25 protein-coding genes and 1 pseudogene are annotated in these 26,906 nt (G+C 60.1%); 16 read left to right on the plus strand and 10 right to left on the minus strand.

Features of this window, described 5'->3' with window-relative positions:
- Positions 1 to 14: 14 nt before the first annotated feature.
- Positions 15 to 896: a nitrogenase iron protein gene (gene nifH, locus R0140_RS08500; RefSeq protein WP_004203553.1), complete on the minus strand. Its 882-nt coding sequence runs from the start codon at positions 894 to 896 to the stop codon at positions 15 to 17.
- A 403-nt stretch (positions 897 to 1,299) separates the two neighbouring features.
- On the opposite strand from nifH, the gene nifJ reads away from it, so the two are divergent.
- Positions 1,300 to 4,815, plus strand: coding sequence for a pyruvate:ferredoxin (flavodoxin) oxidoreductase (nifJ, locus tag R0140_RS08505; protein ID WP_044613653.1), 3,516 nt, complete (start codon positions 1,300 to 1,302; stop codon positions 4,813 to 4,815).
- 16 nt (positions 4,816 to 4,831) lie between these two features.
- Here nifJ and R0140_RS08510 read toward each other — a convergent pair whose 3' ends face one another.
- Positions 4,832 to 5,140, minus strand: a complete 309-nt coding sequence (locus R0140_RS08510) for an ArsR/SmtB family transcription factor (protein ID WP_008804136.1) — start codon at positions 5,138 to 5,140, stop codon at positions 4,832 to 4,834.
- Between the two features lie 240 nt (positions 5,141 to 5,380).
- Between R0140_RS08510 and fusA the strand changes: the two genes are divergently transcribed.
- On the plus strand, positions 5,381 to 7,483 hold the full coding sequence (gene fusA / locus R0140_RS08515; protein ID WP_023297933.1) for an elongation factor G: 2,103 nt from the start codon (positions 5,381 to 5,383) through the stop codon (positions 7,481 to 7,483).
- 105 nt (positions 7,484 to 7,588) lie between these two features.
- On the opposite strand, the gene R0140_RS08520 is transcribed toward fusA, so the two are convergent.
- Together R0140_RS08520 and sbcB are read right to left on the minus strand one after the other, a co-directional pair.
- A complete protein-coding gene (locus tag R0140_RS08520; protein ID WP_254914408.1) occupies positions 7,589 to 7,717 on the minus strand; it encodes a hypothetical protein in 129 nt (42 codons plus the stop codon).
- A complete protein-coding gene (gene sbcB, locus R0140_RS08525) occupies positions 7,718 to 9,142 on the minus strand; it encodes an exodeoxyribonuclease I (RefSeq protein WP_032733314.1) in 1,425 nt (474 codons plus the stop codon).
- 180 nt (positions 9,143 to 9,322) lie between these two features.
- Here sbcB and dacD point away from each other — a divergent pair, with 180 nt between their 5' ends.
- From dacD to cobT, 6 genes are all read left to right on the plus strand, one after another.
- Positions 9,323 to 10,486, plus strand: a complete 1,164-nt coding sequence (gene dacD / locus R0140_RS08530) for a serine-type D-Ala-D-Ala carboxypeptidase DacD (protein ID WP_008804139.1) — start codon at positions 9,323 to 9,325, stop codon at positions 10,484 to 10,486.
- A gap of 176 nt (positions 10,487 to 10,662) precedes the next feature.
- Positions 10,663 to 11,136, plus strand: a complete 474-nt coding sequence (gene sbmC, locus R0140_RS08535; RefSeq protein WP_012967620.1) for a DNA gyrase inhibitor SbmC — start codon at positions 10,663 to 10,665, stop codon at positions 11,134 to 11,136.
- A 98-nt stretch (positions 11,137 to 11,234) separates the two neighbouring features.
- A complete protein-coding gene (locus R0140_RS08540) occupies positions 11,235 to 12,293 on the plus strand; it encodes an FUSC family protein (RefSeq protein ID WP_004203544.1) in 1,059 nt (352 codons plus the stop codon).
- Between the two features lie 168 nt (positions 12,294 to 12,461).
- Positions 12,462 to 12,785, plus strand: coding sequence for a DUF496 family protein (locus R0140_RS08545; protein ID WP_002911883.1), 324 nt, complete (start codon positions 12,462 to 12,464; stop codon positions 12,783 to 12,785).
- A gap of 312 nt (positions 12,786 to 13,097) precedes the next feature.
- The gene (gene cobS, locus R0140_RS08550) at positions 13,098 to 13,838 is read left to right on the plus strand and encodes an adenosylcobinamide-GDP ribazoletransferase (RefSeq protein ID WP_008804142.1); all 741 of its coding nucleotides are present in this window, start codon (positions 13,098 to 13,100) and stop codon (positions 13,836 to 13,838) included.
- A gap of 27 nt (positions 13,839 to 13,865) precedes the next feature.
- The gene (gene cobT, locus R0140_RS08555; protein ID WP_032730770.1) at positions 13,866 to 14,933 is read left to right on the plus strand and encodes a nicotinate-nucleotide--dimethylbenzimidazole phosphoribosyltransferase; all 1,068 of its coding nucleotides are present in this window, start codon (positions 13,866 to 13,868) and stop codon (positions 14,931 to 14,933) included.
- Between the two features lie 45 nt (positions 14,934 to 14,978).
- On the opposite strand, the gene R0140_RS08560 is transcribed toward cobT, so the two are convergent.
- Positions 14,979 to 16,088, minus strand: a complete 1,110-nt coding sequence (locus tag R0140_RS08560; protein ID WP_032730769.1) for an adenosylhomocysteinase — start codon at positions 16,086 to 16,088, stop codon at positions 14,979 to 14,981.
- A gap of 200 nt (positions 16,089 to 16,288) precedes the next feature.
- On the opposite strand from R0140_RS08560, the gene R0140_RS08565 reads away from it, so the two are divergent.
- Positions 16,289 to 17,020 carry an HPP family protein gene (locus tag R0140_RS08565; RefSeq protein WP_032740059.1) on the plus strand — a complete coding sequence of 244 codons (732 nt, stop codon included), beginning with the start codon at positions 16,289 to 16,291 and terminating at the stop codon, positions 17,018 to 17,020.
- Positions 17,021 to 17,041: 21 nt separating this feature from the next.
- On the opposite strand, the gene R0140_RS08570 is transcribed toward R0140_RS08565, so the two are convergent.
- Entirely contained in the window at positions 17,042 to 17,431 is a 390-nt protein-coding gene (locus R0140_RS08570) for a tautomerase family protein (RefSeq protein WP_032730768.1), read from the minus strand.
- 115 nt (positions 17,432 to 17,546) lie between these two features.
- Between R0140_RS08570 and R0140_RS08575 the strand changes: the two genes are divergently transcribed.
- Positions 17,547 to 18,503, plus strand: a complete 957-nt coding sequence (locus tag R0140_RS08575) for a LysR family transcriptional regulator (protein ID WP_032735985.1) — start codon at positions 17,547 to 17,549, stop codon at positions 18,501 to 18,503.
- Here R0140_RS08575 and R0140_RS08580 read toward each other — a convergent pair.
- Both R0140_RS08580 and shiA read right to left on the minus strand, forming a co-directional pair.
- Positions 18,463 to 19,203 carry a lipoyl protein ligase domain-containing protein gene (locus R0140_RS08580; protein ID WP_023340479.1) on the minus strand — a complete coding sequence of 247 codons (741 nt, stop codon included), beginning with the start codon at positions 19,201 to 19,203 and terminating at the stop codon, positions 18,463 to 18,465. The two genes, R0140_RS08575 and R0140_RS08580, sit on opposite strands and share 41 nt — an antisense overlap.
- A gap of 46 nt (positions 19,204 to 19,249) precedes the next feature.
- Entirely contained in the window at positions 19,250 to 20,569 is a 1,320-nt protein-coding gene (gene shiA, locus R0140_RS08585) for a shikimate transporter (protein WP_317703968.1), read from the minus strand.
- A 306-nt stretch (positions 20,570 to 20,875) separates the two neighbouring features.
- Here shiA and R0140_RS08590 point away from each other — a divergent pair, with 306 nt between their 5' ends.
- Both R0140_RS08590 and R0140_RS08595 read left to right on the plus strand, forming a co-directional pair.
- Positions 20,876 to 21,373: a putative pterin-binding protein gene (locus tag R0140_RS08590; RefSeq protein ID WP_012541125.1), complete on the plus strand. Its 498-nt coding sequence runs from the start codon at positions 20,876 to 20,878 to the stop codon at positions 21,371 to 21,373.
- Positions 21,374 to 21,383: 10 nt separating this feature from the next.
- Positions 21,384 to 23,294, plus strand: a complete 1,911-nt coding sequence (locus R0140_RS08595) for a putative bifunctional diguanylate cyclase/phosphodiesterase (protein ID WP_012541126.1) — start codon at positions 21,384 to 21,386, stop codon at positions 23,292 to 23,294.
- On the opposite strand, the pseudogene R0140_RS08600 reads toward R0140_RS08595, so the two are convergent.
- Positions 23,291 to 23,418 (minus strand): annotated as a pseudogene (locus R0140_RS08600) (hypothetical protein). The gene R0140_RS08595 and the pseudogene R0140_RS08600 overlap by 4 nt on opposite strands.
- A 97-nt stretch (positions 23,419 to 23,515) precedes the next feature.
- Between R0140_RS08600 and R0140_RS08605 the strand changes: the two are divergent.
- Both R0140_RS08605 and R0140_RS08610 read left to right on the plus strand, forming a co-directional pair.
- Positions 23,516 to 23,848 (plus strand): TehB family protein, encoded by a 333-nt coding sequence (locus tag R0140_RS08605; RefSeq protein WP_008804152.1) that lies wholly within the window; start codon positions 23,516 to 23,518, stop codon positions 23,846 to 23,848.
- 6 nt (positions 23,849 to 23,854) lie between these two features.
- A complete protein-coding gene (locus tag R0140_RS08610; protein WP_016161436.1) occupies positions 23,855 to 24,190 on the plus strand; it encodes a DUF1869 domain-containing protein in 336 nt (111 codons plus the stop codon).
- A gap of 5 nt (positions 24,191 to 24,195) precedes the next feature.
- Here the strand turns inward: R0140_RS08610 and R0140_RS08615 are convergent, their stop codons facing one another.
- The gene (locus R0140_RS08615; protein WP_008804154.1) at positions 24,196 to 25,110 is read right to left on the minus strand and encodes a LysR substrate-binding domain-containing protein; all 915 of its coding nucleotides are present in this window, start codon (positions 25,108 to 25,110) and stop codon (positions 24,196 to 24,198) included.
- 131 nt (positions 25,111 to 25,241) lie between these two features.
- On the opposite strand from R0140_RS08615, the gene R0140_RS08620 reads away from it, so the two are divergent.
- Both R0140_RS08620 and R0140_RS08625 read left to right on the plus strand, forming a co-directional pair.
- Entirely contained in the window at positions 25,242 to 25,817 is a 576-nt protein-coding gene (locus R0140_RS08620) for a hypothetical protein (RefSeq protein WP_012541129.1), read from the plus strand.
- Positions 25,818 to 25,995: 178 nt separating this feature from the next.
- The gene (locus tag R0140_RS08625; RefSeq protein ID WP_008804155.1) at positions 25,996 to 26,832 is read left to right on the plus strand and encodes an alpha/beta fold hydrolase; all 837 of its coding nucleotides are present in this window, start codon (positions 25,996 to 25,998) and stop codon (positions 26,830 to 26,832) included.
- Positions 26,833 to 26,906: the final 74 nt, after the last annotated feature.

Here is a 26,906-nt window from a genome sequence, read left to right on the forward strand (position 1 = left end):
TGAGGATCCTGTGCTCAGGCCGCGTTTTCTTCAGCGGCGGTTTTACCAATGATGCTGGTGTCTTCTTCTTCCATGATGCCGAACTCCATCAGCAGCGATTCCAGCTCGTCCATGGTGCACGGCGTCGGCACCACTTTTTTGGTGTTATTGACGATCTTCTGCGCCAGTTGACGATATTCATTCGCCTGCTGACAGGTCGGGTCGTACTCGATCACCGTCATCCGGCGGATCTCCGCGCGCTGCACAATGTTGTCGCGGGGAACGAAGTGGATCATCTGCGTGCCAAGCTTCTCCGCCAGGGCGATGATCAGTTCGTCTTCCCGGTCGGTTTTGCGCGAGTTACAGATCAGGCCGCCGAGGCGCACCTTGCCGGATTTGGCGTACTTCACGATCCCTTTGGAGATATTGTTGGCGGCATACATCGCCATCATCTCGCCGGAGCAGACGATGTAGATCTCCTGGGCTTTGTTTTCGCGGATCGGCATAGCGAAGCCGCCGCAGACCACGTCGCCGAGGACGTCATAGAAGACGAAATCCAAATCTTCTTCATAGGCGCCTTCTTCCTCGAGGAAGTTGATGGCGGTGATCACCCCGCGTCCGGCGCAGCCGACGCCTGGCTCCGGGCCGCCGGATTCGGCGCAACGGACATCGCCATAGCCGATTTGCAGAACGTCTTCGAGCTCCAGATCCTCGACCGAGCCCACTTCCGCCGCCATCTCCATGATGGTGTTCTGGGCTTTAGCGTGGAGGATCAGACGGGTGGAATCCGCTTTCGGATCGCAGCCGACGATCATCACTTTCTTACCCATCTCGGCGAGGGCCGCGACGAGATTCTGGGTGGTGGTGGATTTACCGATACCGCCTTTACCGTAGATAGCGCATTGACGCATGGTCATGGTGACTTCTCCTGTTGTTGAGTGTTTGCCAGCAGAGAAGTGCAGGGAACGTACCAGCTGCGAATTTTTGCTCAGTTATTTGATAAATAATGGTTTTTTGTAAAGCAGCCGCGCCGGGAGGCTGAGCAAACGGCACAATAACGCTACCAAATGTGCGAAACAGAACAATTTCCCGCCACGGGCCCGGCGCGGCGCTTTGTCACCTGTTCAACAGCTTGTCGCGCACAGTGTCTTATTCCCCGCAATCCCGCCGGACGGGCCTGCGCGTTTCTTCCCTTAACCTGTTGAATTGATGAGTGACAGGCGGCAATTCGCGAGCTGGCACAGGCTGTGCTTGGAGAGGTGACAGGGTTTGCCGCGGGCTGCCGCGGTAAAGAGAACGCTCACCTTTGAGGATTGAACGATGTCCGGAAACATGAAAACAATGGATGGCAACACGGCGGCGGCCTGGATCTCCTACGCCTTTACCGACGTGGCGGCCATCTACCCCATCACCCCCTCCACGCCGATGGCGGAAAATGTCGATGAATGGGCCGCTAAGGGGAAAAAGAATCTGTTTGGCCAGCCGGTGCGCCTGATGGAAATGCAATCCGAAGCCGGTGCCGCCGGGGCGGTGCACGGCGCGCTGCAGGCGGGAGCGCTCACCACCACCTACACCGCGTCGCAGGGGCTGCTGCTGATGATCCCCAATTTGTACAAAATTGCCGGTGAACTGCTGCCGGGTGTTTTTCACGTCAGCGCGCGGGCGCTGGCGACCAATTCGCTGAATATTTTTGGCGACCATCAGGACGTGATGGCGGTACGCCAGACCGGCTGCGCCATGCTGGTGGAGAATAACGTTCAGCAGGTGATGGACCTGTCGGCGGTGGCGCACCTGGCGGCGATCGCCGGGCGGATCCCGTTTATCAACTTTTTCGACGGCTTTCGCACCTCGCACGAAATACAGAAGATTGAGGTGCTGGCGTATGAGCAACTGGCGACGCTGCTGGACCGCCCGGCGCTGGAGCGCTTTCGTCGGCAGGCGCTGCACCCGGATCATCCGGTGATCCGCGGCACCGCGCAAAATCCGGATATCTACTTCCAGGAGCGGGAGGCGGGTAACCGCTTCTACCTCGCGCTGCCCGATCTGGTGGAAAGCTATATGGCGAAGATCACCGCGCTGACCGGGCGGGAATATCACCTGTTTAATTACCACGGCGCGCCGGATGCCGAGCGGGTGATTATCGCCATGGGCTCAGTGTGCGACACCGTCCAGGAGGTGGTGGAGACGCTGAATGCGGCGGGGGAGAAGGTGGGGCTGCTCAGCGTCCATCTCTATCGGCCGTTCTCGCTGGCGCACTTTTTCGCGCAACTGCCCGGCAGCGTGCAGCGTATTGCCGTCCTTGACCGCACCAAAGAGCCGGGGGCGCAGGCGGAACCGCTGTGCCTCGACGTCAAGAACGCCTTCTATCAACGCGACGATGCGCCGCTGATCGTCGGCGGCCGCTACGCGCTCGGCGGTAAGGACGTGCTGCCCAACGATATCGCCGCGGTGTTTGACAACCTCAGGCAGCCGCTGCCGAAGGACGGATTTACCCTGGGTATTGTCGATGATGTCACTTTTACCTCGCTGCCCGCCCGGCAGGAACCGCTGGCGGTCTCCCATGCCGGGATCACCGCCTGTAAATTCTGGGGGATGGGCTCGGACGGCACCGTCGGGGCGAACAAAAGCGCCATCAAGATCATCGGCGATAACACGCCACTCTACGCCCAGGCCTACTTTTCCTACGACTCGAAAAAGTCCGGAGGGATCACCGTTTCGCACCTGCGCTTTGGCGATCGGCCGATCACCTCGCCCTACCTGATCCACCGGGCCGATTTTATCGCCTGCTCTCAGCAATCCTATGTCGACCGCTACGACCTGCTGGAGGGGCTGAAGCCGGGAGGCACCTTTCTGCTCAACTGCAGCTGGTCCGAGGCAGAGCTGGAGCAGCACCTGCCGGTCAGCGTCCGGCGCTATCTGGCGCAGGAAAAGATCGACTTTTATACCCTTAATGCGGTGGACATTGCCCGCGAGCTGGGCCTCGGTGGGCGCTTTAACATGCTGATGCAGGCGGCGTTCTTTAAGCTGACGGCGATTATCGATCCACAAACGGCGGCAGACTATCTCAAGCAGGCGGTGGAGAAAAGCTATGGCAGCAAAGGGGCGAGCGTCATTGAGATGAACCAGCGGGCTATCGAGCTGGGGATGGCGGCGCTGCACCGGGTGACGGTACCCGCCCACTGGGCGACCCTCGAGGCGCCGGCACCGCAGGCGAGCGCCCTGATGCCGGACTTCATCCGCGATATCCTGCAGCCCATGAACCGCCAGCGTGGCGACCTGTTGCCGGTGAGCGCCTTCGCCGGAATGGAAGACGGCACCTTTCCCTCCGGCACCGCCGCCTGGGAGAAGCGCGGCATCGCGCTGGAGGTGCCGGTCTGGCAGCCTGACGGCTGTACCCAGTGTAACCAGTGCGCCTTTGTCTGCCCGCATGCGGCGATCCGCCCGGCGTTACTGAACGCTGAAGAGCAGGACACGGCTCCCGCCGGGCTGCTGAGTAAACCCGCCCAGGGGGCCAAAGACTATCACTATCATCTGGCTATCTCGCCGCTGGACTGCTCCGGCTGCGGCAACTGCGTGGAGAGCTGCCCGTCGCGCGGCAAGGCGCTGCAGATGGTCTCCCTCGACAGCCAGCGTGCGATGGCTCCGGTCTGGGATTACGCCCTGGGACTGGCGCCAAAAGATAACCCGTTTCGCAAAACGACGGTCAAAGGCAGCCAGTTCGAAACGCCGCTGCTGGAGTTTTCCGGCGCCTGCGCGGGCTGTGGAGAAACGCCCTATGCCCGGCTTATCACCCAGCTGTTTGGCGACCGGATGCTGATCGCCAACGCCACCGGCTGCTCTTCGATCTGGGGCGCCAGCGCGCCTTCGATGCCCTATACCACCAACCATCGCGGCCACGGGCCGGCCTGGGCAAACTCGCTGTTTGAGGATAACGCCGAGTTCGGCCTCGGCATGATGCTTGGCGGCCAGGCGATCCGCCAACAGATCGCCGAGGAGCTGACCGCCGCGCTGGCGCTGCCGGTCAGCGACGCGCTTCACGCCGCGATGCGGCAGTGGCTGGCGCAGCAGGATGAGGGGGAGGGGACCCGCGAGCGCGCGGACCGCCTCAGTGCGTTGCTGGCGGCGGAAAAAGAGGGCGTCCCGCTGCTGGAGCAGCTCTGGCAGAACCGCGACTATTTCGTCCGGCGTTCGCAGTGGATCTTCGGCGGCGACGGCTGGGCCTACGATATCGGCTTTGGCGGCCTCGATCATGTGCTGGCCAGTGGGGAAGACGTCAATATTCTGGTGTTTGATACCGAGGTCTACTCCAACACCGGCGGCCAGTCGTCCAAATCGACCCCGGTGGCGGCGATCGCCAAATTTGCCGCTCAGGGGAAACGCACGCGTAAAAAAGATCTCGGCATGATGGCGATGAGCTACGGCAATGTTTACGTTGCCCAGATCGCCATGGGCGCCGATAAAGATCAGACCCTGCGGGCCATCGCCGAGGCCGAGGCCTGGCCGGGACCGTCGCTGGTGATCGCCTATGCCGCCTGTATCAACCACGGCCTGAAAGCCGGGATGCGCTGCAGTCAGCGCGAGGCGAAGCGGGCGGTGGAGGCGGGATACTGGCACCTGTGGCGCTATCATCCGCAGCGGGAAGCCGAGGGCAAAACGCCGTTTATACTGGACTCCGAAGAGCCGGAAGAGAGTTTCCGCGACTTTTTGCTCGGCGAGGTGCGCTATGCCGCGCTGCATAAAACCACGCCGGATCTGGCGGACGCGCTGTTCCGGCAAACGGAGGACGATGCCCGGGCCCGTTTCAGGCAGTATCAGCGGCTGGCGGGAGAGGAGTAGGCTGTCGGTTAGCGATTCACGGCTGCTGCATCACGTTCAGCAGCGTATCCAGCAGGCCGGGAAAACGGGCGTCCAGATCTTCCCGGCGCAGCGAAATCATGTTCTCCCGTCCCTGAGGCCGTTGCCAGATCACACCGCTGTCGCGCAGGACGCGCCAGTGGTGGGTCATGGTGGACTTGGCCACCTCTTCCTGGCGCAGAGCGTTGCAGCTCAGCTCGCTGCCGTCGGCCAGCGTGCGGATGATCTCCAGTCGCAGTGGGTTACCGAGCGCGGAAAGGACATTTTCCAGGCGAATTTGTTCTCGTTCGGGGTGATTGGCGATCATAATAATCCTGTGTCGGCGGTGGCGCGGCGCATGGCAGCCGCAGCCCATATCGGCGGCTGGCGGCTACTATACCCAAACTCCGGTTCTGATGCCACGCGCGCCGCCGCAACCTGACCAATCATAATAATAGCAAAAATAGTTCGAATATACTCGTACAGTTGTACTATGATAGGCGGCAGTTAAATGAACTGCGGATCATTCCGACCGCAGACTGACAGTCAAAACGACTAAGGACGCATCATGCCCCGACCCATCCCCCTCGAACGTTATCGCAACATCGGTATCTCCGCGCATATCGATGCCGGTAAAACCACCACCACCGAGCGCATCCTGTTTTACACCGGGATGAGCCATAAGCTGGGTGAAGTACACGATGGCGCGGCAACCACCGACTGGATGGCCCAGGAGCAGGAGCGCGGGATCACCATTACCTCGGCGGCGGTAAGCTGCTTCTGGCCGGGTATGGACCGCAGCTTCGAGCCGCACCGGATCAATATCATCGACACCCCGGGGCACGTGGATTTCACCATTGAGGTGGAACGTTCCATGCGCGTGCTCGACGGCGCGGTGATGGTGTATGACTCCGTCGGCGGGGTGCAGCCCCAGTCGGAGACCGTCTGGCGCCAGGCGAATAAATACCACGTTCCGCGGCTGGCCTTCGTCAACAAGATGGACCGCCCCGGCGCGGACTTCTTCCGCGTGGTGCAGATGATGATCGACCGTCTGAAGGCTAACCCGGTGCCGATTGTGATCCCCATTGGCGCCGAAGAGCATTTCACCGGCGTTGTCGATCTGGTGAAAATGCGCGCCATCCTGTGGGATGACGCCACCCAGGGCATGACCTTCAGCTATGGCCCCGTTCCTGACGATCTGCTGGCGACGGCACAGCAGTGGCGGGAGAAAATGGTCTCGGCGGCGGCGGAAGCCAGCGACGCGCTGATGGATAAATACCTGGAAACCGGCGAGCTGGACGAGGCGGAGATCGTTGCCGGTCTGCGCCAGCGCACGGTGAAGGGGGAAATCCAGGCGGTGCTCTGCGGGAGCGCCTTTAAAAACAAAGGCGTGCAGCGCATGCTCGATGCGGTGGTGGAGCTGATGCCGTCGCCACTGGATATTCCGGCGATACAAGGCGTTGATGAGAAAGGCCAGCCGGCGGAACGCCATCCGAGCGACGATGAGCCGCTGTCGGCGCTGGCGTTTAAACTGATGACCGACCCCTACGTCGGCCAGCTGACCTTTATCCGCGTCTACTCCGGGACGCTGAAGAAAGGCGATGCGGTGTGGAACCCGGTGAAGGGCAAGAAAGAGCGCATCGGGCGTATCGTGCTGATGCAGGCCAACGACCGCCATGAAGTTGACGAACTGCACGCCGGGGATATCGCGGCCTGCGTTGGGCTGAAGGATGTGACCACCGGTGATACGCTGTGCGATCCGGATGCGATCATTACCCTCGAACGGATGGAGTTTCCGGAGCCGGTGATTTCGCTGGCCATCGAGCCGAAGACCAAAGCGGATCAGGAGAAAATGGGCATCGCGCTGCAGCGGCTGGCGGCGGAAGATCCGTCGTTCCGTCTGCATACCGATGAAGAGTCTGGCCAGACGATTATCTCCGGCATGGGCGAGCTGCATCTGGAGATCATTGTCGACCGGATGAAGCGCGAGTTTGGCGTCGAGGCCAACATTGGTCGTCCGCAGGTCACCTACCGCGAAACCCTGCGCAAGAAAGTGACGGACGTGGAAGGCAAATTTGTGCGCCAGTCCGGCGGCAAAGGGCAGTACGGGCACGTCGTGCTGACCCTGGAGCCGCTGGAGCCGGGCAGCGGTTTCGTCTTCGAGGACGCCACCAAAGGCGGCGTGGTGCCACGCGAGTACATCCCTTCCGTGGAGAAAGGGTTGCGCGAAGCGATGGGCACCGGCGTGCTGGCGGGTTATCCGGTGGTTGACGTGAAAGCGACCCTGACCTTCGGGTCGTACCACGACGTGGACTCCTCGGAGATGGCGTTCCGCATGGCGGCGATCTTTGGCTTCCGGGAAGGCGCGCGCAAAGCGGATCCGGTGATCCTTGAGCCGGTGATGCACGTCGAGGTGGAGACGCCGGAAGAGTACGCCGGGAATATTATGGGCGATCTCTCTTCCCGTCGCGGGATGGTGCAGGGGATGGAAGAGCGCTTCGGCAGCCAGATCATCCGCGCCGACGTGCCGCTGGCGGAGATGTTTGGTTATTCCACCACGCTGCGCTCGATGTCTCAGGGACGGGCAACCTACAGCATGGAGTTCCACCATTACGCGGAAGCGCCGCGTAATGTGGCGGATGAAATCATCGCCAGCCGCGCGAAAAGCTAAGCAACGTTCCCGGGGGCGACGCGAGGCGTCTTACCCGGGCTACGAGTCCAGCCATCGTTTGTAGCCCGGGTAAGGCGTTAGCCGCAACCCGGGAATGTCAGCCAATCAGACAATATCCTGTGCGTATTGCCACAGCGCCTTCAGCTGCGCCAGCTTCTCTTTATCATCCGCATACTGCTGATACAGTTTGTAGCCCGGGTAAGGCGTTAGCCGCAACCCGGGAATGTCAGCCAATCAGACAATATCCTGTGCGTATTGCCACAGCGCCTTCAGCTGCGCCAGCTTCTCTTTATCATCCGCATACTGTTGATACAGCATCTGCAGCTCATCGGCATAGGCCTGCAAAAACTCTGGCGTAAACACCTGACGACGGTGCTCTAACCAGCGCTGCTGCTCATGTTCATCGAGCGTGCCGGGGAAGTTGCGCGCCCGATAGTTAAACAGCAGGCGTTCGATACGCTTATCGGCGAAGGTAATATCCAGCGCCGGCAGATTGCGCGGTTCGGTTTCCAGCACGATTTTCATCGCCGCGCGGTCGGCATCGCTAAAGAACCCATTGTAAAGCTGGGCGTCGACGTTTTCGGACGGCACGAACGGCTCGGCTTCGGCATAGACCGCCACTACTTTCTCGCGCACCTGCGGATTCGCCCGCAGCAGCTGGGCATTCTCCAGACAGCGCTGAATGGAGATCCCCAGCCGGTCGGCATCCTGCGGGCGCAGGGTATTGGCCTGAGCCAGCACCGGACATTTATTGAGATGCACCAGCTTGATCGGCGCCGCCGGCAGATCGCCAAGCTCGGCGCGCGGGGTGTAAAGCCGCTCGCGCAAGGCATCGGCATCGAGCTCCAGCAGCGGCGCCATATCGCCCGCCAGATCGACCATAATCACCGCATTGCGGTTTTCCGGATGCCAGGCCAGGGGCGCCACCAGGCTGGTGTTGCCGCGCGCGGCGCCAAACATGCCGGAGACATGCACCAGCGGTTTCATCTGCGGCACGTCGATGAGCGTCGCCAGCTTGCGCTTATTGCGGTGGCTGTAGAGATAATCAAACAGCCGCGGCTGCCGGGTTTTCACCAGCTTCGCCATGGCGATGGTGGCGTACACATCGGCCATCGCGTCATGGGCGTTCTGGTGTTCAATACCGTTGGCGACGGTCAGATGTTCAAGCCGGAAGCTGGGCAAACCCTCGTCATTCTCCGGCCAGGTGATCCCTTCCGGACGCAGGGCATAGCAGGCGCGCATCACGTCGAGCAGATCCCAGCGCGAGTTATCGTGCTGCCAGCTCCAGGCATAAGGGTCATAGAAGTTGCGATAGAAGATATTCCGCGTCACTTCGTCATCAAAGCGCACGTTGTTATAGCCGACGATGCAGGTTTGCGGCACCGTGAACAGATCGTGGATGCGGCGGGCAAACGCGGCCTCATTATCCCCTTTGGCCAGCGCTTCCTGCGGGGTGATCCCGGTGATCATCACCGCCTGCGGCTGCGGCAGATAATCGTCAGCGGGCTTGCAGTAAAACACCTCGGGCTCGCCGATCACGTTCAGCTCCGCGTCGGTGCGGATGGCGGCGAACTGCGCCGGCCGGTCGAGGGAAGGGCTGGTGCCGAAGGTTTCATAATCGTGGAATAAAAATCCGGGCTGGTTGACGCTATCTTGCATAGTCTGTTCATTATCCGTGGTGGCGTGCGACCGGTATGGTAAACGATTTGCCCGGTCATCAGAAGGGTAACGGCAAGCAACTTCCTCTGCTGTGTCATATTTTCTTGCAATTAAACCCTGATATGAAACGCGAAGTTCCGTAAAAAGGACGGCGGATCTGTAAATCTAGAGGATATGCCGTTGAAAGGCCGTTTGTTTATTGCTGTATCTTTGCTCGCTTCGAGCGTTTCCTGCGCATTTGCCGTCGACTTCCCTGCTACGGTCGCGCCACCGGCTATTCAGGCTGGCTCCTGGGTGCTGATGGATTACACCACCGGTCAGGTCCTGACCGCGGGTAACGAACATCAGCAGCGCAATCCTGCCAGTCTGACCAAACTGATGACCGGCTACGTGGTCGATCGCGCCATCGACAGCCATCGTATCACCTTTGACGACATCGTCACCGTGGGTAAAGACGCCTGGGCGAAGGGCAACCCGGTGTTCGACGGGTCATCCCTGATGTTCTTAAAACCAGGGGATCGGGTCAGCGTCCGCGACCTCAGCCGTGGGCTGATTGTCGACTCGGGTAACGACGCCTGCGTCGCGCTGGCCGATTATGTCGCCGGCGGCCAGCCGCAGTTTGTCGCCCTGATGAATCAGTATGTCGAAAAACTGCACCTGCAGGACACCCATTTCGAAACCGTCCACGGCCTCGACGCCCCGGGCCAGCACAGTTCTGCCTATGACCTCGCGGTGCTGTCGCGGGCGATTATTCATGGCGAACCTGACGTCTACCACATGTACAGCCAGAAAAGCCTGACGTGGAACGGGATCACCCAGCAAAACCGTAACGGTCTGCTGTGGGATAAAACCATGAACGTCGATGGCCTGAAAACGGGCCACACCTCGGGCGCCGGGTTCAACCTGATCGCCTCGGCGGTGGATGGCCAGCGCCGGCTGATCGCCGTGGTGATGGGGGCGGACAGTCCGAAAGGCCGCGAGCAGCAGGCCGCTAAACTGCTGCACTGGGGGCAGCAGAACTTTGACACCGTGCAGGTGCTGCAGAAAGGCCAGAAGGTCGGCACCGAACGCATCTGGTACGGCGATAAAGAGCAGATTAAGCTCGGCACCGATCAGGATTTCTGGTTAGCGCTGCCGAAGGCGGAAGTGTCGCGGATTAAAGCGAAATATGTGCTGGATAAGAAGGATCTGGAGGCGCCGATCGCCGCCAACCAGCGGGTCGGCGAGATTTCGCTGTATGACGGCGACAAGGTGGTGGGGCACTATCCGCTGGTCACCCTCGAAAGCATCAATAAAGGCGGGGTGTTCTCGCGAATGAGCGATTACCTGCACCACGAGCTGTAACCATGATAACCGCCTCTTTGCAGGCGGTTTTTTTTCGTCTGTCGCTCCTGCTGGCGGGGCGCCTGTTTTTTCAGCAGTGTGATGGCGACTCTGTGAATTCGCGCACATACTGAGGGGGGATCTCCTGTTAAATTAACTGTATATTCATACAGTCATTTATCTCCAAAGGAGGCAAGATGAACTACAGCATCACCACCCTCGGCAAGAAAACCATTGCCGGTTTCCATCTGGTCGGGCCCTGGGATCAAACGGTCAAGCAGGGGTTTGAGCAACTGATGATGTGGGTTGAGAACCATCAGGTGCCCGCCCGTGAATGGCTTGCCGTCTACTACGATAACCCGGAGGAAGTGCCGGCGGAAAAACTGCGCTGCGCCACCGTGGTCGCCGTTGACGAGGATTACGTCATTCCCGCCAACAGCGAAGGGGTGATACTGGCGGCGGTTGCCGGCGGGGATTACGCCTGCGCCCGCGCGCGGGTGGTGGATTACGATTTTGCCACCCCGTGGATGCAGTTTTTCGACAGCCTGCTGCAGAGCACAACGTATCGCGTGGCCCCCAGGCCCTGTTTTGAGATCTATCTCAACGACGGCAACCACGACGGCTACTGGGATATCGACATGTATGTCCCCGTTGAGCGCGTCGCGTCGTAGCGGTTTACCCCTGTTCCGGACAAGGATTTTTACATTCCCGGCACGCTCCGGGCGAAAAAGCAGTTACAATTGGCCTTTTCGTTTTGCCGGAGAGGGTTGTGCGCGCTGATAAATCACTCAAGCCATTTGAGATCCGCTTGTATCGCCATTATCGGGTGGTGCATGGCGTGCGGATTGCGCTGGCCTTTGTGCTCACCTTTTTGCTGGTGCGGCTGCTGAACGTGCCTGAGGGGACCTGGCCTCTCATCACCCTGGTGGTGGTGATGGGTCCGATCTCCTTCTGGGGCAACGTCGTGCCGCGGGCGTTTCAGCGCATCGGCGGCACGATCCTCGGCTCGGCGCTGGGGCTGGTGGCGCTGAAGCTTGAACTCATCTCCCTGCCGCTGATGGTCCTCTGGTGCGCGGCGGCGATGTTCCTCTGCGGCTGGCTGGCGCTGGGCAAGAAACCCTATCAGGCACTGCTGATCGGCATTACCCTGTCGGTGGTGGTCGGGGCGCCGCCCGGCGATATGCATACCGCGCTGTGGCGAAGCGGCGACGTGATCTTCGGCTCGCTGCTGGCGATGCTGTTTACCGGTATCTGGCCGCAGCGGGCGTTCATCCACTGGCGCATCCAGATGGCCAGCTATGTCACCAACTTTAACCGCCTCTACCAGGCCGGCTTCTCGCCAAATCTGGTGGATCGGCCGCGGCTGGAAAAGCATCTCCAACAGGCGCTGAACGACGTCGTCAAAATGCGCGGGCTGATCACCCCCGCCAGCAAAGAGACGCACATCCAGAAGGCGATCTTCGAGGCTATCCAGACCGTCAGCCGCAACCTCGTCTGCATGCTGGAACTGCAGATCAACGCCTGGTGGGCCACCCGTCCGGGTCATTTTGTGATGCTCAATGCGCACACCCTGCGGGAGACGCAGCAGATGACCCAGCAGACGCTGTTGGCCATCGCCCACGCCTTGTATGAAGGGAACCCTCAGCCTGTGCGCGCCAACAATGAAAAGCTGAATGAGATCGTCCTCGAACTGCGCCAGCTGATGAAAGAGCAGGGTGACGACAGCCTGGCGGAAACCCCAATTCATGGCTATGTTTGGCTCTCGATTGAACTGGCGCGTCAGCTGGAGCTGCTGTCGCATCTGATCTGCCGCGCGTTGCGCAAATAAGCACCAGATGCACCGGGTAACTGCATGGGTTGTTTCGATTCAGCAGCGTTTAGGGTTATGATAAACGCAAAGGAAAAAACATTGTCATCAGCGACTGCTAGCAGTTATGTTAGCCCTATAACGCAGTCGCTTTACGAATCCGAATCTCAATTATTAGGGGTGTAAAAAATGGAAACAACTAAGCCTTCTTTCCAGGACGTACTGGAGTTTGTTCGTCTGTACCGTCGTAAGAACAAACTGCAGCGTGAAATTCAGGACGTTGAGAAAAAGATCCGTGATAACCAGAAGCGCGTTCTGCTGCTGGACAACCTCAGCGACTACATCAAACCGGGCATGAGCGTGGAAGCTATCCAGGGCATCATCGCCAGCATGAAGAGCGATTACGAAGATCGCGTTGATGATTACATCATCAAAAATGCCGAGCTGTCCAAAGAGCGCCGCGACATCTCCAAAAAACTGAAAGTGATGGGCGAAGCCAAAGTCGAAGGCTAATCCCTGCCGGTCCGGCGGCGATCGACGTCGCCGGGCTGTTCTGCTCTACCTCCCCATTCGTCTCTTTTTCTGCAAAACTTTGTCCCGGCAACTGACTCTCCTCACCGACTCTTTGCTATACTGCCCCGCGAAAACGTATTGATATCGGAAAGGTTTCTCTCATCCTGGCCGGGCATCTGACGCAGCGGCGTCAGAGCGATATCTCAACACCTCTCACCTCTCCGACGATCGATTCGCCAGAAGACAAACTCAGGTGCTGACCGGGCGCGACCGAACTCTTCCGCTGCTTTCGCCGACAGGAGTCAACCTCACGTGATTAAGTCATTCTTTGCTGCACTCTCGTTTATCAGCCGCCTGCCGGTCCCGGCGCGGTTATCTCAGGGCCTGGAGATCGAACAGTACCAGCGCAGTATCGTCACCTTTCCGCTGGTCGGTTTACTGCTCGGCGCCATCGCCGGCGCGGTGGCGCTCCTCCTGCAGCCGTGGTGCGGCGTCCCGCTGGCGGCGCTGTTCGGCGTGCTGGCGCTGGCGCTGCTCACCGGCGGATTTCACCTTGACGGGCTGGCTGATACCTGCGACGGCATCTTCTCCGCCCGCACCCGCGATCGGATGCTGGAGATCATGCGCGACAGCCGGCTGGGCACCCACGGCGGGCTGGCGCTGATCTTCGTGCTGGTGGCGAAAGTGCTGGTGGTCGGCGAGCTGCTGCTGCGCGATACCCACCCCATCGCCGCGCTGGCGGCGGCCTGCGCCGTCGGTCGCGGAATGGCGGTGCTGCTGATGTATCGTCATCGCTACGCGCGGGAAAAGGGGCTGGGCAATCTGTTTATTGGCAAAGTTAGCCTGCAGCAGACGCTGGTGACGATGGCGATGGGGGTAGCGCTGGCCACCGTCCTGCTGGGGCTGCAGGGCCTGCGCGCCGCGCTGATCACCCTGGTGCTGATCTGGGGTCTGGGATGGGCGCTGAAGCGAACCCTCGGCGGGCAGACCGGGGATACTCTCGGGGCGGCGATTGAGTTGGGTGAATTACTCTTTTTACTGGCGCTGCTGTAAGGCCTGGCGCCAACGATGAGGAACAGAATGGAAACACTTTCTGCGTTACTGGCTGCCATTCCGCAGCCCGATGTGGCGGGCATGGCGCGCGCTCAGCAGCATATTGATGGCCTGTTAAAGCCGCCCGGTAGCCTTGGCCGTCTGGAGACGCTGGCCGTGCAACTGGCTGGTCTGCCGGGGCTGCAGGGGCAGCTGGCGCTGGCGGAGAAGGCGATAGTGGTCATGTGCGCCGACCATGGCGTCTGGCATGAAGGCGTGACGCCTTCGCCGCAGGTGGTGACGGCCATTCATGCCGGCAATATGGTGCGGGGCAACACCGGCGTCTGCGTGCTGGCGGCGCAGGCCGGGGCCAGGGTGCAGGTGGTGGATGTCGGCATCGATGCCGACCCGCTGCCGGGCCTGATTAACCTCAAGGTGGCCCGCGGTAGCGGGAATATCGCCCGGACGGCGGCGATGAGTCGCCAGCAGGCGGAGACGGTGCTGCTGGCCAGCATGCATCTCACCCGCCAGCTCGCCGCCGACGGGGTGAAAGTTTTTGGCGTCGGCGAACTGGGAATGGCCAATACCACCCCGGCCGCAGCCGTGATCAGTGTCCTGACGGGCAGCGATCCTGACGCCGTGGTGGGCTGTGGGGCCAATCTGCCGCTGGCGCAGCGGGGCCATAAGGTGGCGGTGGTGCGCCAGGCGATAGCCCTTAACCAGCCGAACCCGGAAGAGGGGCTGGATGTCCTGGCGAAGGTGGGCGGTTACGATCTGGTGGGCATGACCGGGGTGATCCTCGGGGCGGCCTCCTGTGGCCTGCCGGTGGTGCTGGATGGCTTCCTCTCCTATGCCTCTGCCCTGGCGGCCTGCCGCATAGCCCCGGCGGCGCATCCTTATCTTGTCCCTTCGCACTTGTCGGCGGAGAAAGGGGCGCAGATCGCCCTGGACGCGCTGGGTCTGCGGCCGTATCTCGATATGGACATGCGCCTGGGAGAGGGCAGCGGCGCCGCGCTGGCGATGCACCTGCTGGATGCCGCCAGCGTGATGTACAACCAGATGGGAACGCTGGCGCAGAGCAACATTGTGCTGCCCGATACCGCGCCGTCGTCCTGATGGTAGAGCGCATCGTCTCCACGATGGGGGGACGATGCGCTGCGTTTACAGCGCCTGCTGCCAGACCGCCTGGGGCAGGAGGTAAACCTGCGCCGGGGCGCGCATGCCGTCGGTGACAATATGGCGGATGCCGCTGGCCATCACCGCCAGGGTGACGTCAAAAGCGTTCAGGCTGTCGCCGAAGCCCGCGGTCAGGTTGAGCATCGAACCATTGGCCAGCAGATAGATGGTTTTGTCGGCCATGCGGTAGGCGTTGATATACGGCATCACCTCTTCCTGAGGGTACTGGCGCAGGTACTCGCCGTCGATCTCTTCCGCCACGTGGCCGACGTTAAGGATAAAGACTCCCGCTTTCGCGCGCTCCAGCGCCTGGCGATTAACCACGTTTTTCCCGCCTGTCGCCGTGGCCACCACGTCCGCCGAGGCGATAGCCTCCTGCAGATCCACCACGTGCCAGCCGTCGTAGGCCGCCTGCAGACGACGGGCAGGATCGATCTCCGCCACCATCACCTGACCGCCAAAGGCTTTTGCCGCCGCCGCGACGCCCTGGCCGACCAGGCCGTAGCCGATCACCAGCACTTTTTTCTCATGCAGGGTGAGATGAGTGGTCTGGAAGAAGGTGTGCCAGGCGGTGAGACCGACCATATGGCGGTTGTGCAGCCCCTCTTTGACCGGCAGATCGTCCCAGTTAAAGATCGGATAGCCTGGCTGAATATCGCCCAGCCGATTGACGCCCGAGCCAGTGGCTTCCAGACCCGCCACGATGTTACCGAACTCGCCGCGCTGGTGGAGCAGGGTGGTGATATCGGCGCCCATCTCGCACAGGTGAGTGGGCTGCCAGGCAATCGCTTTTTCCCATGACTGTTGCCAGTCGGCGTCGCTCATATTGCGCCACGCGCAGGCCTCGGCGCCGCGCTCCACCAGCCAGGCCACCACGTCGTCCTGCACGGTGGTGGGGTTACAGGTGGTTAAAAAAACCTGAGCGCCCTTGTCGAGGATCCCCTGCACCAGCGGGATCATTTTCATGTCGAGGTGCATACAGCAGGCCAGGCGCACGCCGCTGAGGTCGGGCAGGGCGGCGACCTGACGCAGGGTACGCGGCATATTCTGGCTGGCCCATGCCACTTCTTTCGCTAAAGAGATTTTATTATTCACTGGGTTATGACCTTCAGTTCGCAAAAGGGGTATCCCCCTGACAGAAAAGGGATTCTATCAGCCCACGCGAGAATTCACAGCCCTGTGCCCTCTGGACGATATTGCCTACGCTATCCCCCTGTGAAATACATGGTTGTTAATGTAAGGTTAAAAAAAGAAAATAAAATATAAGTAATTCCTATGACCTAAGCGATAAAGCGATGTTGAGTGTCATTTCAGCGGGGCTGTTTTCACGGCTGCGGATTTTCCTTGGGCGCCTGAAGCCGCACGCGCTGCCGGTGGCCCGCCGGCATATCGTGCTGGGATCCATTGGCGCCGGCACCGGGCTGGCGGTAACCAGCATGTTCAGCCACTGGCTGCTCGGCGAAGTCAATTTGTGGTTTATTGCCCCCATGGGCGCGTCGGCGGTGCTGTTATTTGGCGTGCCGAGCAGCCCGCTGGCGCAGCCGTGGTCGATTGTCGGCGGTAATGTGCTGTCGGCGCTGATCGGCGTCACGGTGGGCATGCTGGTTCCCGACCCGGCGCTGGCCTGCGGGCTGGCGGCCGCGCTGGCGATCGCCGGGATGTATTTTCTGCGCTGTCTGCATCCCCCCGGCGGTGCGGTGGCCCTGACGGCGATCCTCGGCGGCGCCGGGGTGCACAGCGAAGGCTATCACTTTGTGCTGACGCCGGTGCTGCTCAACTCGCTGATGCTGGCGCTGCTGGCCATCGTGTTTAATAACCTGGTTGGCCGCCGCTATCCGCATTCGCTGGCGGCGGAGGAGGTCAAGCCCCGGGTGGTGCCACTGGGCATCTCGGTCACCCGGGAGGATATTCACGCCGCGCTGCTGGAAGGCCAGTTCCTCGACATTGATGAAGACGATGTCCAGGAACTGCTGGAGAATATCGAGCAGCAGGCGCGCCAGCGCATCGCGATGGCTGCCCGCCGCTAAGGGCGCGCTTCGGGCTGCGGGTTACAGATCGCCGGTAAGATACTGCGCGACCCCGCGGCCAAAGCTCCAGTCACCTTTCTGATTACTGATAATCGACACCATCACATCATCGCCGCTCAGGCCGCAGTGCTCCGCCAGCTCCTCCTGCAACAGGGCGAAGAAGCGTTGCTTCTGCGCCTCGCTGCGCGGGCTGGTATAGACCCGCACCACCACCAGATCCCGCGAGCGGGTCAGTCCGAGGCCGGTATCGTCAATCACCATATGGTGGGCTTTGTTTTCGTGAACAATCTGGTAGCGGTCGCGTTCCGGTACCTCGAAGGCACGCAGCACGGCGCGATGGGCGGCATCCAGCAGGGTTCTGATCTCCTGTTCCGTACGGCCTTCAATCAGGTCAAATGTCAGTAATGGCATGCAGGTGTTCCTTATCGTTAGGGAATAATGACGGGCTGAACAGGATGCTAGCCGATGCCGTCGCGGGCAAAAACCGCTATAGTTGAATACATTGTTTTTACTGGTGAACAATCACATGAGCGAGAGTCGTCCGGAGAGTTACTGGGCCCATCTGTACTGGCTGACGGTGCTGGAAGAGCAAAAAAGCTATACCCGGGCCGCGGAAAAGCTGGGGATCAGCAAGTCGGCTATCAGCCAGAAAATCAGCGAGCTGGAGCGGGTGACTGGCAAAACCCTGGTCCATCGCACTACCCGCAGCGTGAGCCTCAGCGAAGACGGACTGCGGCTGGTGGCGGAGCTCAACGAGCCGTTTGGTCAGTTGCGGGATATTTTCACCGGTGCCTGCGATGAGGGCGGGCCGCTGCGGGGAACGCTGCGCCTGACCGCGCCGGTGGCCTTTTCCCGCCAGCAGCTGGTCCCGGCGATCGCGCCGTTTTTGCATCAGCATCCCCAGCTGCATTTGCAGCTTGAGGTGACCGACCGGCTGGTCTCTCTGGCCAGCGAAGGGTTCGATCTTGCCATTCGCCACTGTCGGCGCGAGGCGCTCCCGGACACCCACGTCGCCTGGCCGCTGTGTCACACCGCGACGCTGATCGTCGCGTCCGCCGACTATATTCGCCGCTATGGCCGCCCGGAGACCCCCGACGATCTGCGCCACCACCAGTGCCTGACCTATCCCCGTGGGCCACAGCGCCCGCAGTGGACGTTCGCCTCCCGCCAGGCGCCCGATGAACGGGTGACCATCAATGTGCAGGGGCCCTTCGCCACGAATAACAGCGAGTCGCTACGCGATGCCGTGCTGGCGGGGCTTGGGGTGGCGCTGCTGCCGGATTTCAGCGCCCGGGAGGCCATCGGTCGCGGGCTGGTGCAGGAGCTGCTCCCGGCGTGGCAGCCGGTGGAGGTGTTTGCCGATAAGCTGTACGTCATCCGGCCCTATACCCCGCGCGTGTCGCGCGCGGTGGAAACCTTCAGCCGCTACCTGAAAGCGACCTTTAGCGAGCCGCGTCCAGCTCCCGCGCCAGCGCCTCGCTAAAGCGGGGAAGCAGATGGCGCTCGCCGGGAAGCCGCTGCGCGAGGGTGACGGTTTTGTCGGCGCAATAGACCCGCTCGCTGCCGAGCTGCGCTTCAAAGGCGTTCGCCGCCTGATGCGCCGCGCTCAGATCGGCGTCAATAAGGATCACCGCATGGGCCAGCACCACATGGCCGCGGCCTGCCGTCAGCGGCCGCCAGTACTGGGCGGTACCGACAATCTTGCGCGCCGCCTCGCCCTCCCCGCAGGCGAGGTTATACCGGCCATCGCAAAAGGAACCGTTTACCGCCCGGGCGTGGCTGGCAACGCCGAAGCGCGCGAGGGTACGCTGCAGCACCGCGCACAGCGAGTGATAGATGGGTTCGGCGGCCTCGCCGAGCGACTGCTGCACCGGCCAGGCGAGGCTAAGGTTGATAATGCCCGGCCCCTGAGGCACCAGACCGCCCCCGGAGCGGCGGAGCCATACCGGCCAGCCGCGCGCGGCAAAATGCGCGCTGACTGCCGGCAGATCCGCAAACTGACGATAGCTCCCGGGCACCACAAATCCCTGCGGCGCCTGCCAGAGTTGGGCGACGGCCTCCCCGGCGCTGGCTTTGGCAAACAGCGGCTGTTCCGCCTGGGTGGGGTCCTCGCAAAACTGCAGCGCCAGCGAGGAGGGGGTAAAACGGCGAGGCCAGCAGTCGGCCAGCGATAACAGAGACATGCATTCTCCTTACCGGAGGGCGCGGGTCACGCCCTCCGCTGGTGGGTCAGTGGACGGTCTGTTTTTTCATCAGCATGGCGGTGAGCGCCGACAGCAGACATCCCGCGGTCAGATAGAGGGCCACGCTGTGCCATGAACCGCCGGAGAAGGTGACCAGCGCCGCGGCGATAAACGGCGTAAAACCGCCGCCGACCACGCTCGCCACCTGGTAGCCGACGCCGGCGCCGCTGTAGCGATAGCTGGCGCCGAACAGCTCGGTAAACATCGACTGCTGGACGCAGACCACCATATCATGGGCGATATTGGCCAGCATCAGGGCGAAGAACAGGATCCAGAAAACAGACTGACTCTCCAGCGCCATAAAGAACGGAAAACCGCTCAGCGTGCCGATCAGCGCCCCGGTGATATAGATCCGTCGGCGACCAAAGCGGTCTGCCAGCCAGGCGAAGCAGGGGATAGTCAGGCAACTGAGTCCGCCCACCAGCAGGCCGATGTTGAGAAACAGCTCGCGCGGCAGGCCGAGGTTTTGCGTGGAATAGTTGAGGGCGAAGGCGGTGATGATATACATCGTCAGCAGTTCGCACAGCCGCAGGGCGATAATCAGTAAAAACGCTCCCGGATGGCGAAGCAGGGCTTCCACCACCGGTAGTCGCTTTTTCTCCGGCTGAAGGTTGGCCTGGCTCTGCTGCGCTTCAAATTCCTGCGATTCCGCCATGCCGTTACGGATCCACAGCGCAATAAGGACCAGCACCACGCTGAACAGGAACGGTAAGCGCCAGCCCCAGCTGAGGAACTGCTCGTCGGTGGTCAGGCTGCTGATCAGCGATACCAGCCCGGTGGAGAGCAGCAGGCCGACGCCGTAGCCTACCTGCACCCCGCTGCTGTAAAAAGCTTTTTTCCCCTGCGGGGCGTTCTCCACCGAGAGCAGCGCCGCGCCGCCCCATTCCCCGCCGACGGCAAACCCCTGAACGGCCCGCAGGAACACCAGCAGCGCCGGCGCCCACCAGCCGATCTGGCTGAACGAGGGGAGCAGGCCGATGCAGGCGGTGGCGATACCCATCATCCAGACGGTCATCATCAGCATCCGTTTACGCCCGAGGCGGTCGCCGAAGTGGCCAAAGATAATCCCGCCGAGCGGGCGAAAGAGAAACCCGACGCCGAAGGTGGCAAAGGCGGCAAGCGTCCCCATCGCCGGGCCGATCTGCGGGAAAAACTCGCGGTTAAACACCAGCGCGGCGGTAATGCCATAGAGAAGAAAATCGTACCAGTCGACCACCGCGCCGGCAAAACTGCCCCATGCCGCCCGCCGGGCGCGAAGCAGTGAATCTGGCGCCTCGGCGGGCTGCACGCTTATTGTTGAATCCATACCCTGTCCTGTCTGTCACGTAATTTGTCGTTATTGGAATGAGACGCTTTTACTGTTGCGTCAGCGTTGAGACTACCGCGCAGCGGCCGTGGAGGAAAGTAGTTTGCCTGCTAAGCGGGGAGATGGCGCAAAAAAGAAGCGACGGGAAAGGCGGGCTAAATCACACCCTGTACTAAACAATCTGGCAATTTGCCAGCCAGCTTATACTTTTAATTAAATCAACGGATAACAAAGAGGGACACCTTTTAAGAATTGACGTAAATGGTTTACACTTAACATGTCTCCTTCTCTGGAATGGTGAGTTAAATGCGTCTACTTCTTGCAGTGTTATTTTGTTCTGTCATGTTGCCTTCCGCTTACGCTGAAAAACTGCCTGCGCCGACAGGAAAACCTGTACTGACCATTTCCGGAAAAATCGGGAATACGAACGTCGGTGACAAAGCCGTTTTTGACCTCGCGGCGCTGGAAAAACTGGGGATGAAAACGGTGGAAACCACCACCCCCTGGTACACCGGTAAGGTTCGTTTCGATGGCATTCCCCTTAATAAACTCATGGATTTAGTCGGCGCTAAGGGCAAATCCGCGCGCGTGCTGGCGCTTAACGACTACACCACCATTATCCCGATTGATGATTTTTATAAATTCCCGGTCATTATGGCCTTAAAAATGAACGGCGAATATATGCGCGTTCGTGATAAAGGTCCATTATTTATCGTCTACCCTTACGACAGCAGCACTGAATTACAAAACCAGATCTATTATTCCCGATCGGCCTGGCAAGTTTCTAAGATTATTATAGAGTAAGGGTTGGATCTTGAATCGAATACTCACGGCTATTATTTTGTCGTTATTTATTGTTACCGGATATATTACCTATCTGGTGCATGAGCGACAAAGTGAGTTGCAAAAATTTACCCGCTATACAGACTCCTGGTCAATGTCGCAGATGGTGTCGGAATATATGCGACTGGAGTCTCGTCTGGCGGGAATGGCGATCGGGGCCGAAGGGGCGGACCACGATGAGGTGCGCCTGCGCCTGGAGATCATGATGAGCCAGATCGAACTCCTGCAGCAGGGCGATCTGGGTAAATTTATTAATAAAAGCGAACAGCGGAAGGCGGTGGTCGCGACGCTGATTCGTAATCTTCATCTGCTTGATAAACAAGTTGATACCATGACGCCGGAGCAGGTCAAACAGATCCTGCCGGTGTTGAGTGAACTGGATGGCCCCCTGACCTCAATGGCCGCCGCCACCCTGACGCAAGATATTAATATCGTTAATATCACGCATGATAAAATCCAGCATCTTTATTATATCTACTCGGTGATCTCCATTCTGCTGATCGCCATGTGTATTACCCTCGGCCTGTTGATGCTCCGGCAGAATAATAACCTGCGTCGCGCCCATGTGCGCATGAAGACGCTGGCCAACGATCTGCAGGCCTCGAAAGAGAAGTTGCAGGTACAGAACCGCCGACTGCAGTACGATGCCTACCATGATTCGCTGACCGGTATGCCGAATCGTCTCTCTTTCTGGCAGCGGTTGCAGGAGATTGTCAACCAGGTGCGCCCCTATCAGGGGTGCGCGGTGGTGATGCTGTTCGACCTCGACAGCTTTAAGGATGTGAACGATACCCTCGGCCATGATGCTGGCGATAAGCTGCTGCAGGATCTGGCCAGTCGTCTCTCTTTTTTCCGCAAAACCTCCGAGACGCTGTATCGCCTCGGCGGCGATGAGTTCGCGATGCTCTCTTACGATCTGACTGAAGAGATGGCCCTCGAGCGCGCCAATGTTATCCGGGAGAAGATCAGCCAGCCCTATCAGATCTACGATGCGCAGATTAATATCGACGCCTGCATCGGGATCGTTATCTCTGACGGCGAAAGCCGGACCGATTATCTGTACAAGTGTGCCGACCTTGCGCTGTACGAGGCGAAAAAAGAGGGCAGCGGTCATGTGCAAATTTTCCGGCCGGGCATGCTGCAGCGCCTGCAGGAGAATAAATCGTTCGAAGATGACCTGCTGCAGGCGCTGGCCCATGACGAATTTAAAGTCTACTACCAGCCGATCGCCGATACCGTCACGCGTGAAATCTACGGCTATGAAGCGCTGGTTCGCTGGTTCCATCCCGTGCGCGGCGCTGTGCCGCCAACGGTGTTTATTCCCGTCGCGGAGAAAATCGGCCTGATCAATACCCTCGGCGAGTGGGTGCTGAAAACCGCCTGCGCCGAAGCGGCCAGTTGGGCGACGCCGCTAAAAGTCTCGGTCAACGTTTCGCCGATTCAACTGATGAACACGTCGTTGACCGATACCATTATCGGCGTGCTGCAGCAGACCGGCCTCGATCCGCGACGCCTGGATCTGGAGATCACCGAGTCGGACGTGTTCAATGAGAATACCCGTTCGCTGGAAATTCTCAGCCAGCTGCGCGAGCAGGGCATTCAGATTTCCATTGATGACTTTGGTACCGGCTATTCTTCCCTGTCCCGTTTAAGCTACTTCCCGTTCGATAAAATCAAAATTGACCGCTCGTTTGTTATCAATATTCCGGAGCAAAAAGACGATTTGGATATCGTTCGCCTGATTATCAGTATGGGGAAGAGTCTGCATATGCGTATTGTGGCGGAAGGCGTGGAAACCGAAGAGCAGTTGACCTCGCTGCAGGCGCTGGGGTGCGACCTGGTCCAGGGGTATTTAATCGGCAAGCCGAGTCCGCTGCGCTAACAAATTTTTAACGCGTTTACTTTTATTCTCCGGGCGATTTCAGGATCCTGAAATCGCCTTTTTTATTTTACCGCGTCGCTAATCCCTGCGAGGTATAAAAAGGAGTAGACGGTAAAAGCAGCAACAAAATAATATCCTTAGCGTTTAAAAGAGGTATATGATATGCATCATATAGGCTATTTCTGAACGTCGCATTTGAGACGGTAAAGTGAGGCACCATTATGCAGCGAATCATTATTCCCACCCATTACGTTCACACCCGCAGCACGCCGCTGTGGACCAGGGAGACCGCCCCGGCCTCTATCTGGCGTCGCCATCTGGATGCCGGCACCCGGCAGGGCGTCTATCCTCGTCTCTCGGTGATGCAGGGGGCGATCCGCTATCTCGGCTATGCCGATGAAACCAGCCCCGAGCCTGTTGAAACGCTGACCATTGAAGCCGGGCAGTTTGGCGTTTTTCCGCCGGAGAAATGGCACTGTATTGAGGCGCTCAGCGAGGACACGGTTTTTAATGTCGACTTTTACGTCGATCCGAAAATTCTCATCGAGGGATAACAAGAGATGAACAGCGAAAATAAAGGCTATGCCTTGGCGGTTGAGAATGGCCAGCGTCAGGAAAAACGCGAAAAAATATATCTCAAACCGATGGCGCTTTATATTCCGCAACACGCGGTGGAGGCGGTAAATAGTCTGCTGGATGACCTGCCAGCTGGCAATGAAGAAGAGGAGTGGGTGTTAACCGTCACCAATAATAATAACGGCGTCTCGGTTGATAAAACCTTTTCCTCGCTGGCGGCGCTGCGCGACCCGCTCACCGCCGCTGATACGGTGAAGGATCTGATCAATATCGTTCGCGGCTACGAGTCCGATGAAGAGACCAACGTTTGCGGCTGGTAAGCCCGCTACTCTTCCGCCGGATGGCGACCGTCACCTAATACCATCTGGCCGACCAGCCACTCCCGCAGAGCGATAATATCCGCGCGCTGCGCCGCAGCCTCGGTGGTGACCAGGTAGTAGCAGGCGCCCGGTAATGCACAGCTAAACGGCGCGGACAACACCCCGCGCTGCAGCAGATCCCGCGCCAGCAGTTCGCTGGCGATCACCACCCCCTGGCCGGCCACCGCCGCCTGCAGGGCATGGGTCTCATCGCTAAAGGTTAACCCCGCATCAATATTCAGCGTCGACGGCCCATAGCGGCGGCGCCAGTTCTCCCAGTTTGGCGAGTCGGCCGGCACGCGGCGGTTGGCGACGTGAAACAACGTCACCCGCTGCAGATCTTCAGGCCGGGCGAGGCCCAGGGACGGGCTGGCGACCACGATAAAACGATCCTCATACAGCAGCGTACAGCACAGGTCTGGTTCCGGCGTTTCACGATAGCGAATCGCGGCGTCCACGGTACCCAACTGTAGATCCACCCGTTCGACGCTGGTGTGCAGACGCAGGTCGATAGCCGGAAAGCGAGCGGTAAAGTCCGCCAGCCGTGGCACCAGCCAGTGGGTGAGAAAATTGGAGGTGGTGGTGACGGTTAAGGATGGTGGCTGACGGGCATGAGCGATCTGGACGACGGCCTGTTCCAGGGCGCTAAAAGCGCGCTGCGTGGCGGCGTAGAGGATCTCGCCATCCGCAGTCAGACTAACGCCCTGTGCGCTGCGTTCGCACACCCGGCACTCCAGCACCGACTCCAGCAGTTTAATCTGATGGCTGACCGCCGTCGCGCTGACGCCGAGCGCCCCGGCGGCCTGTTTAAAACTGCGGTGGCGGGCGACGGCATGAAAGGCGCGCAGCGCCCCCAGCGGCGGTAGACGGGGTGTTCTCATGGCTGAGTTTTTCTCATCTATGGCTGAAAACTATGCGTTTGTGTAAGGCAATATAGTGGCGCTAGGCTACGGGCATGTAAAGACAGTGGCATGAATTAAATTCATGCTGCTTCGCCTGTCAGGAGTCAATTATGCACGTTGTAAGCCGCTACACCGCCGCGGACGCGGCGGGGATTATCGAGCCGCGTGGCCGCGCCATCGCCCTGAGCGTGGCTTTTGCCGCCGGAGCCTTGCTGTTAAACATGGTTCCCGTTATCGGAGTGACCGGCACGCTGAGTCTGCTGACGGCACTGAGCGCCGCCTGCGGCGCCGGGTGGGGATCCACACGCGGGCATTCCTGGCTTTATCGCTCGCCCCTGGCGGCGACGCGCTGGGCCTTTCTGCTGTCGGCGGCCGGCTGGCTGCTGGCACTGGTGGCCTGGTATGGCGGGCAGGACTGGCCCGCCATGCTGCCGGGCGTGGCGTGTGGCGGGGCGGGGGCGGCTGTCGCCTGGCGGATTGCGGCGGGACGGTCGATGCAGTGTGGGCCCAGACTCGGTGGCGCAACGCTGCTGAGCGTGGTCGTTGTCATCGCGGCGACGCTATTGGCCCAACACACTGCCGGGGCCGGGCGCAGCGGCGTGTGCTTCGCCTTCGCCGTGCTGCTGGACCTGTCGCTGCTCGGCGCGCTGATCGTGCGCATCAGGCAGCTGGAGAGTGCGGCGTAAGTGAGTCCGGGAGGCAAATGAAACGAGACGGGGTAAGTCACCCGGCGTGGTGACAAATTTCTTCTACACTGTTACAGGCATCACATTCCTGTGCGGTCGGCACTCCTGCCGGCCGCCGTCGGCGTTCAGCCCAGGCACGGGCCTGCAGGCTGGTTATCCTGAAAGAGGAGTCTGTAACATGGCATTTGTCACCACCCAAGACGGCGTCAACATTTACTTCAAAGACTGGGGTCCAAAGGAAGCTCAGCCGATTGTCTTTCATCACGGCTGGCCCCTGAGCGCCGACGACTGGGATAACCAGATGTTGTTTTTCCTTGCCGAAGGTTTTCGGGTCATCGCTATCGACCGTCGGGGTCATGGCCGCTCCGATCAGGTTAGCGAGGGGCACGATATGGACCATTACGCGGCGGACGTTTCGGCGGTGGTGGAACATCTGGATCTGCACAATGCGGTCCACGTCGGGCACTCCACTGGCGGCGGCCAGGTTGCCCGCTACGTCGCCCGCTACGGCCAGCCGCAGGGGCGGGTGGCGAAAGCGGTGTTAATTAGCGCCGTCCCGCCGCTGATGGTGAAAACCGAGCAGAATCCGGGCGGTACGCCGATCGAGGTGTTTGATGGTTTCCGCAAAGCGCTGGCGGCGAACCGCGCCCAGTTCTATCTCGACGTCGCCTCTGGCCCGTTCTATGGCTTCAATCGTGACGGGGCAGAAGTGTCGCAGGGGACGATCCAGAACTGGTGGCGACAGGGAATGATCGGCAGCGCCAAGGCCCATTATGAAGGTATCAAGGCGTTTTCAGAGACTGACCAGACGGAAGACCTTAAGTCGATCACCTTGCCGGTGCTGGTGATGCAGGGGGATGACGACCAGGTGGTTCCCTATAAAAATGCGGCCATTCTGCAGGACAAACTGCTGCCGAACAGCCAGCTAATCATTTATCCTGGCTTCCCGCACGGGATGCACACCTCCCACGCCGATACCATCAACGCCGATCTGCTGGCGTTTATCCGCGCCTGATCTTCCCCCTTTGCCGGGCAGAGTGCCGTTAATGGCATTCCGCCAGCGCCCTGGTCGCCAGTCGCCGGGGCGCG

Source organism: Klebsiella sp. w6 (genome assembly GCF_033100215.1).
Classification (GTDB): domain Bacteria; phylum Pseudomonadota; class Gammaproteobacteria; order Enterobacterales; family Enterobacteriaceae; genus Klebsiella; species Klebsiella variicola.

Excerpts from the sequence above, each read along its gene's own strand:
- nifH (WP_004203553.1), bottom strand. The coding sequence starts at position 896 with ATGACCATGCGTCAATGCGCTATCTACGGTAAAGGCGGTATCGGTAAA.
- nifJ (WP_044613653.1), top strand. The coding sequence starts at position 1,300 with ATGTCCGGAAACATGAAAACAATGGATGGCAACACGGCGGCGGCCTGG.
- R0140_RS08510 (WP_008804136.1), bottom strand. The coding sequence starts at position 5,140 with ATGATCGCCAATCACCCCGAACGAGAACAAATTCGCCTGGAAAATGTC.
- fusA (WP_023297933.1), top strand. The coding sequence starts at position 5,381 with ATGCCCCGACCCATCCCCCTCGAACGTTATCGCAACATCGGTATCTCC.
- sbcB (WP_032733314.1), bottom strand. The coding sequence starts at position 9,142 with ATGCAAGATAGCGTCAACCAGCCCGGATTTTTATTCCACGATTATGAA.
- sbmC (WP_012967620.1), top strand. The coding sequence starts at position 10,663 with ATGAACTACAGCATCACCACCCTCGGCAAGAAAACCATTGCCGGTTTC.
- R0140_RS08545 (WP_002911883.1), top strand. The coding sequence starts at position 12,462 with ATGGAAACAACTAAGCCTTCTTTCCAGGACGTACTGGAGTTTGTTCGT.
- cobT (WP_032730770.1), top strand. The coding sequence starts at position 13,866 with ATGGAAACACTTTCTGCGTTACTGGCTGCCATTCCGCAGCCCGATGTG.
- R0140_RS08565 (WP_032740059.1), top strand. The coding sequence starts at position 16,289 with ATGTTGAGTGTCATTTCAGCGGGGCTGTTTTCACGGCTGCGGATTTTC.
- R0140_RS08570 (WP_032730768.1), bottom strand. The coding sequence starts at position 17,431 with ATGCCATTACTGACATTTGACCTGATTGAAGGCCGTACGGAACAGGAG.
- R0140_RS08575 (WP_032735985.1), top strand. The coding sequence starts at position 17,547 with ATGAGCGAGAGTCGTCCGGAGAGTTACTGGGCCCATCTGTACTGGCTG.
- R0140_RS08580 (WP_023340479.1), bottom strand. The coding sequence starts at position 19,203 with ATGTCTCTGTTATCGCTGGCCGACTGCTGGCCTCGCCGTTTTACCCCC.
- shiA (WP_317703968.1), bottom strand. The coding sequence starts at position 20,569 with ATGGATTCAACAATAAGCGTGCAGCCCGCCGAGGCGCCAGATTCACTG.
- R0140_RS08590 (WP_012541125.1), top strand. The coding sequence starts at position 20,876 with ATGCGTCTACTTCTTGCAGTGTTATTTTGTTCTGTCATGTTGCCTTCC.
- R0140_RS08605 (WP_008804152.1), top strand. The coding sequence starts at position 23,516 with ATGCAGCGAATCATTATTCCCACCCATTACGTTCACACCCGCAGCACG.
- R0140_RS08610 (WP_016161436.1), top strand. The coding sequence starts at position 23,855 with ATGAACAGCGAAAATAAAGGCTATGCCTTGGCGGTTGAGAATGGCCAG.
- R0140_RS08615 (WP_008804154.1), bottom strand. The coding sequence starts at position 25,110 with ATGAGAACACCCCGTCTACCGCCGCTGGGGGCGCTGCGCGCCTTTCAT.
- R0140_RS08620 (WP_012541129.1), top strand. The coding sequence starts at position 25,242 with ATGCACGTTGTAAGCCGCTACACCGCCGCGGACGCGGCGGGGATTATC.
- R0140_RS08625 (WP_008804155.1), top strand. The coding sequence starts at position 25,996 with ATGGCATTTGTCACCACCCAAGACGGCGTCAACATTTACTTCAAAGAC.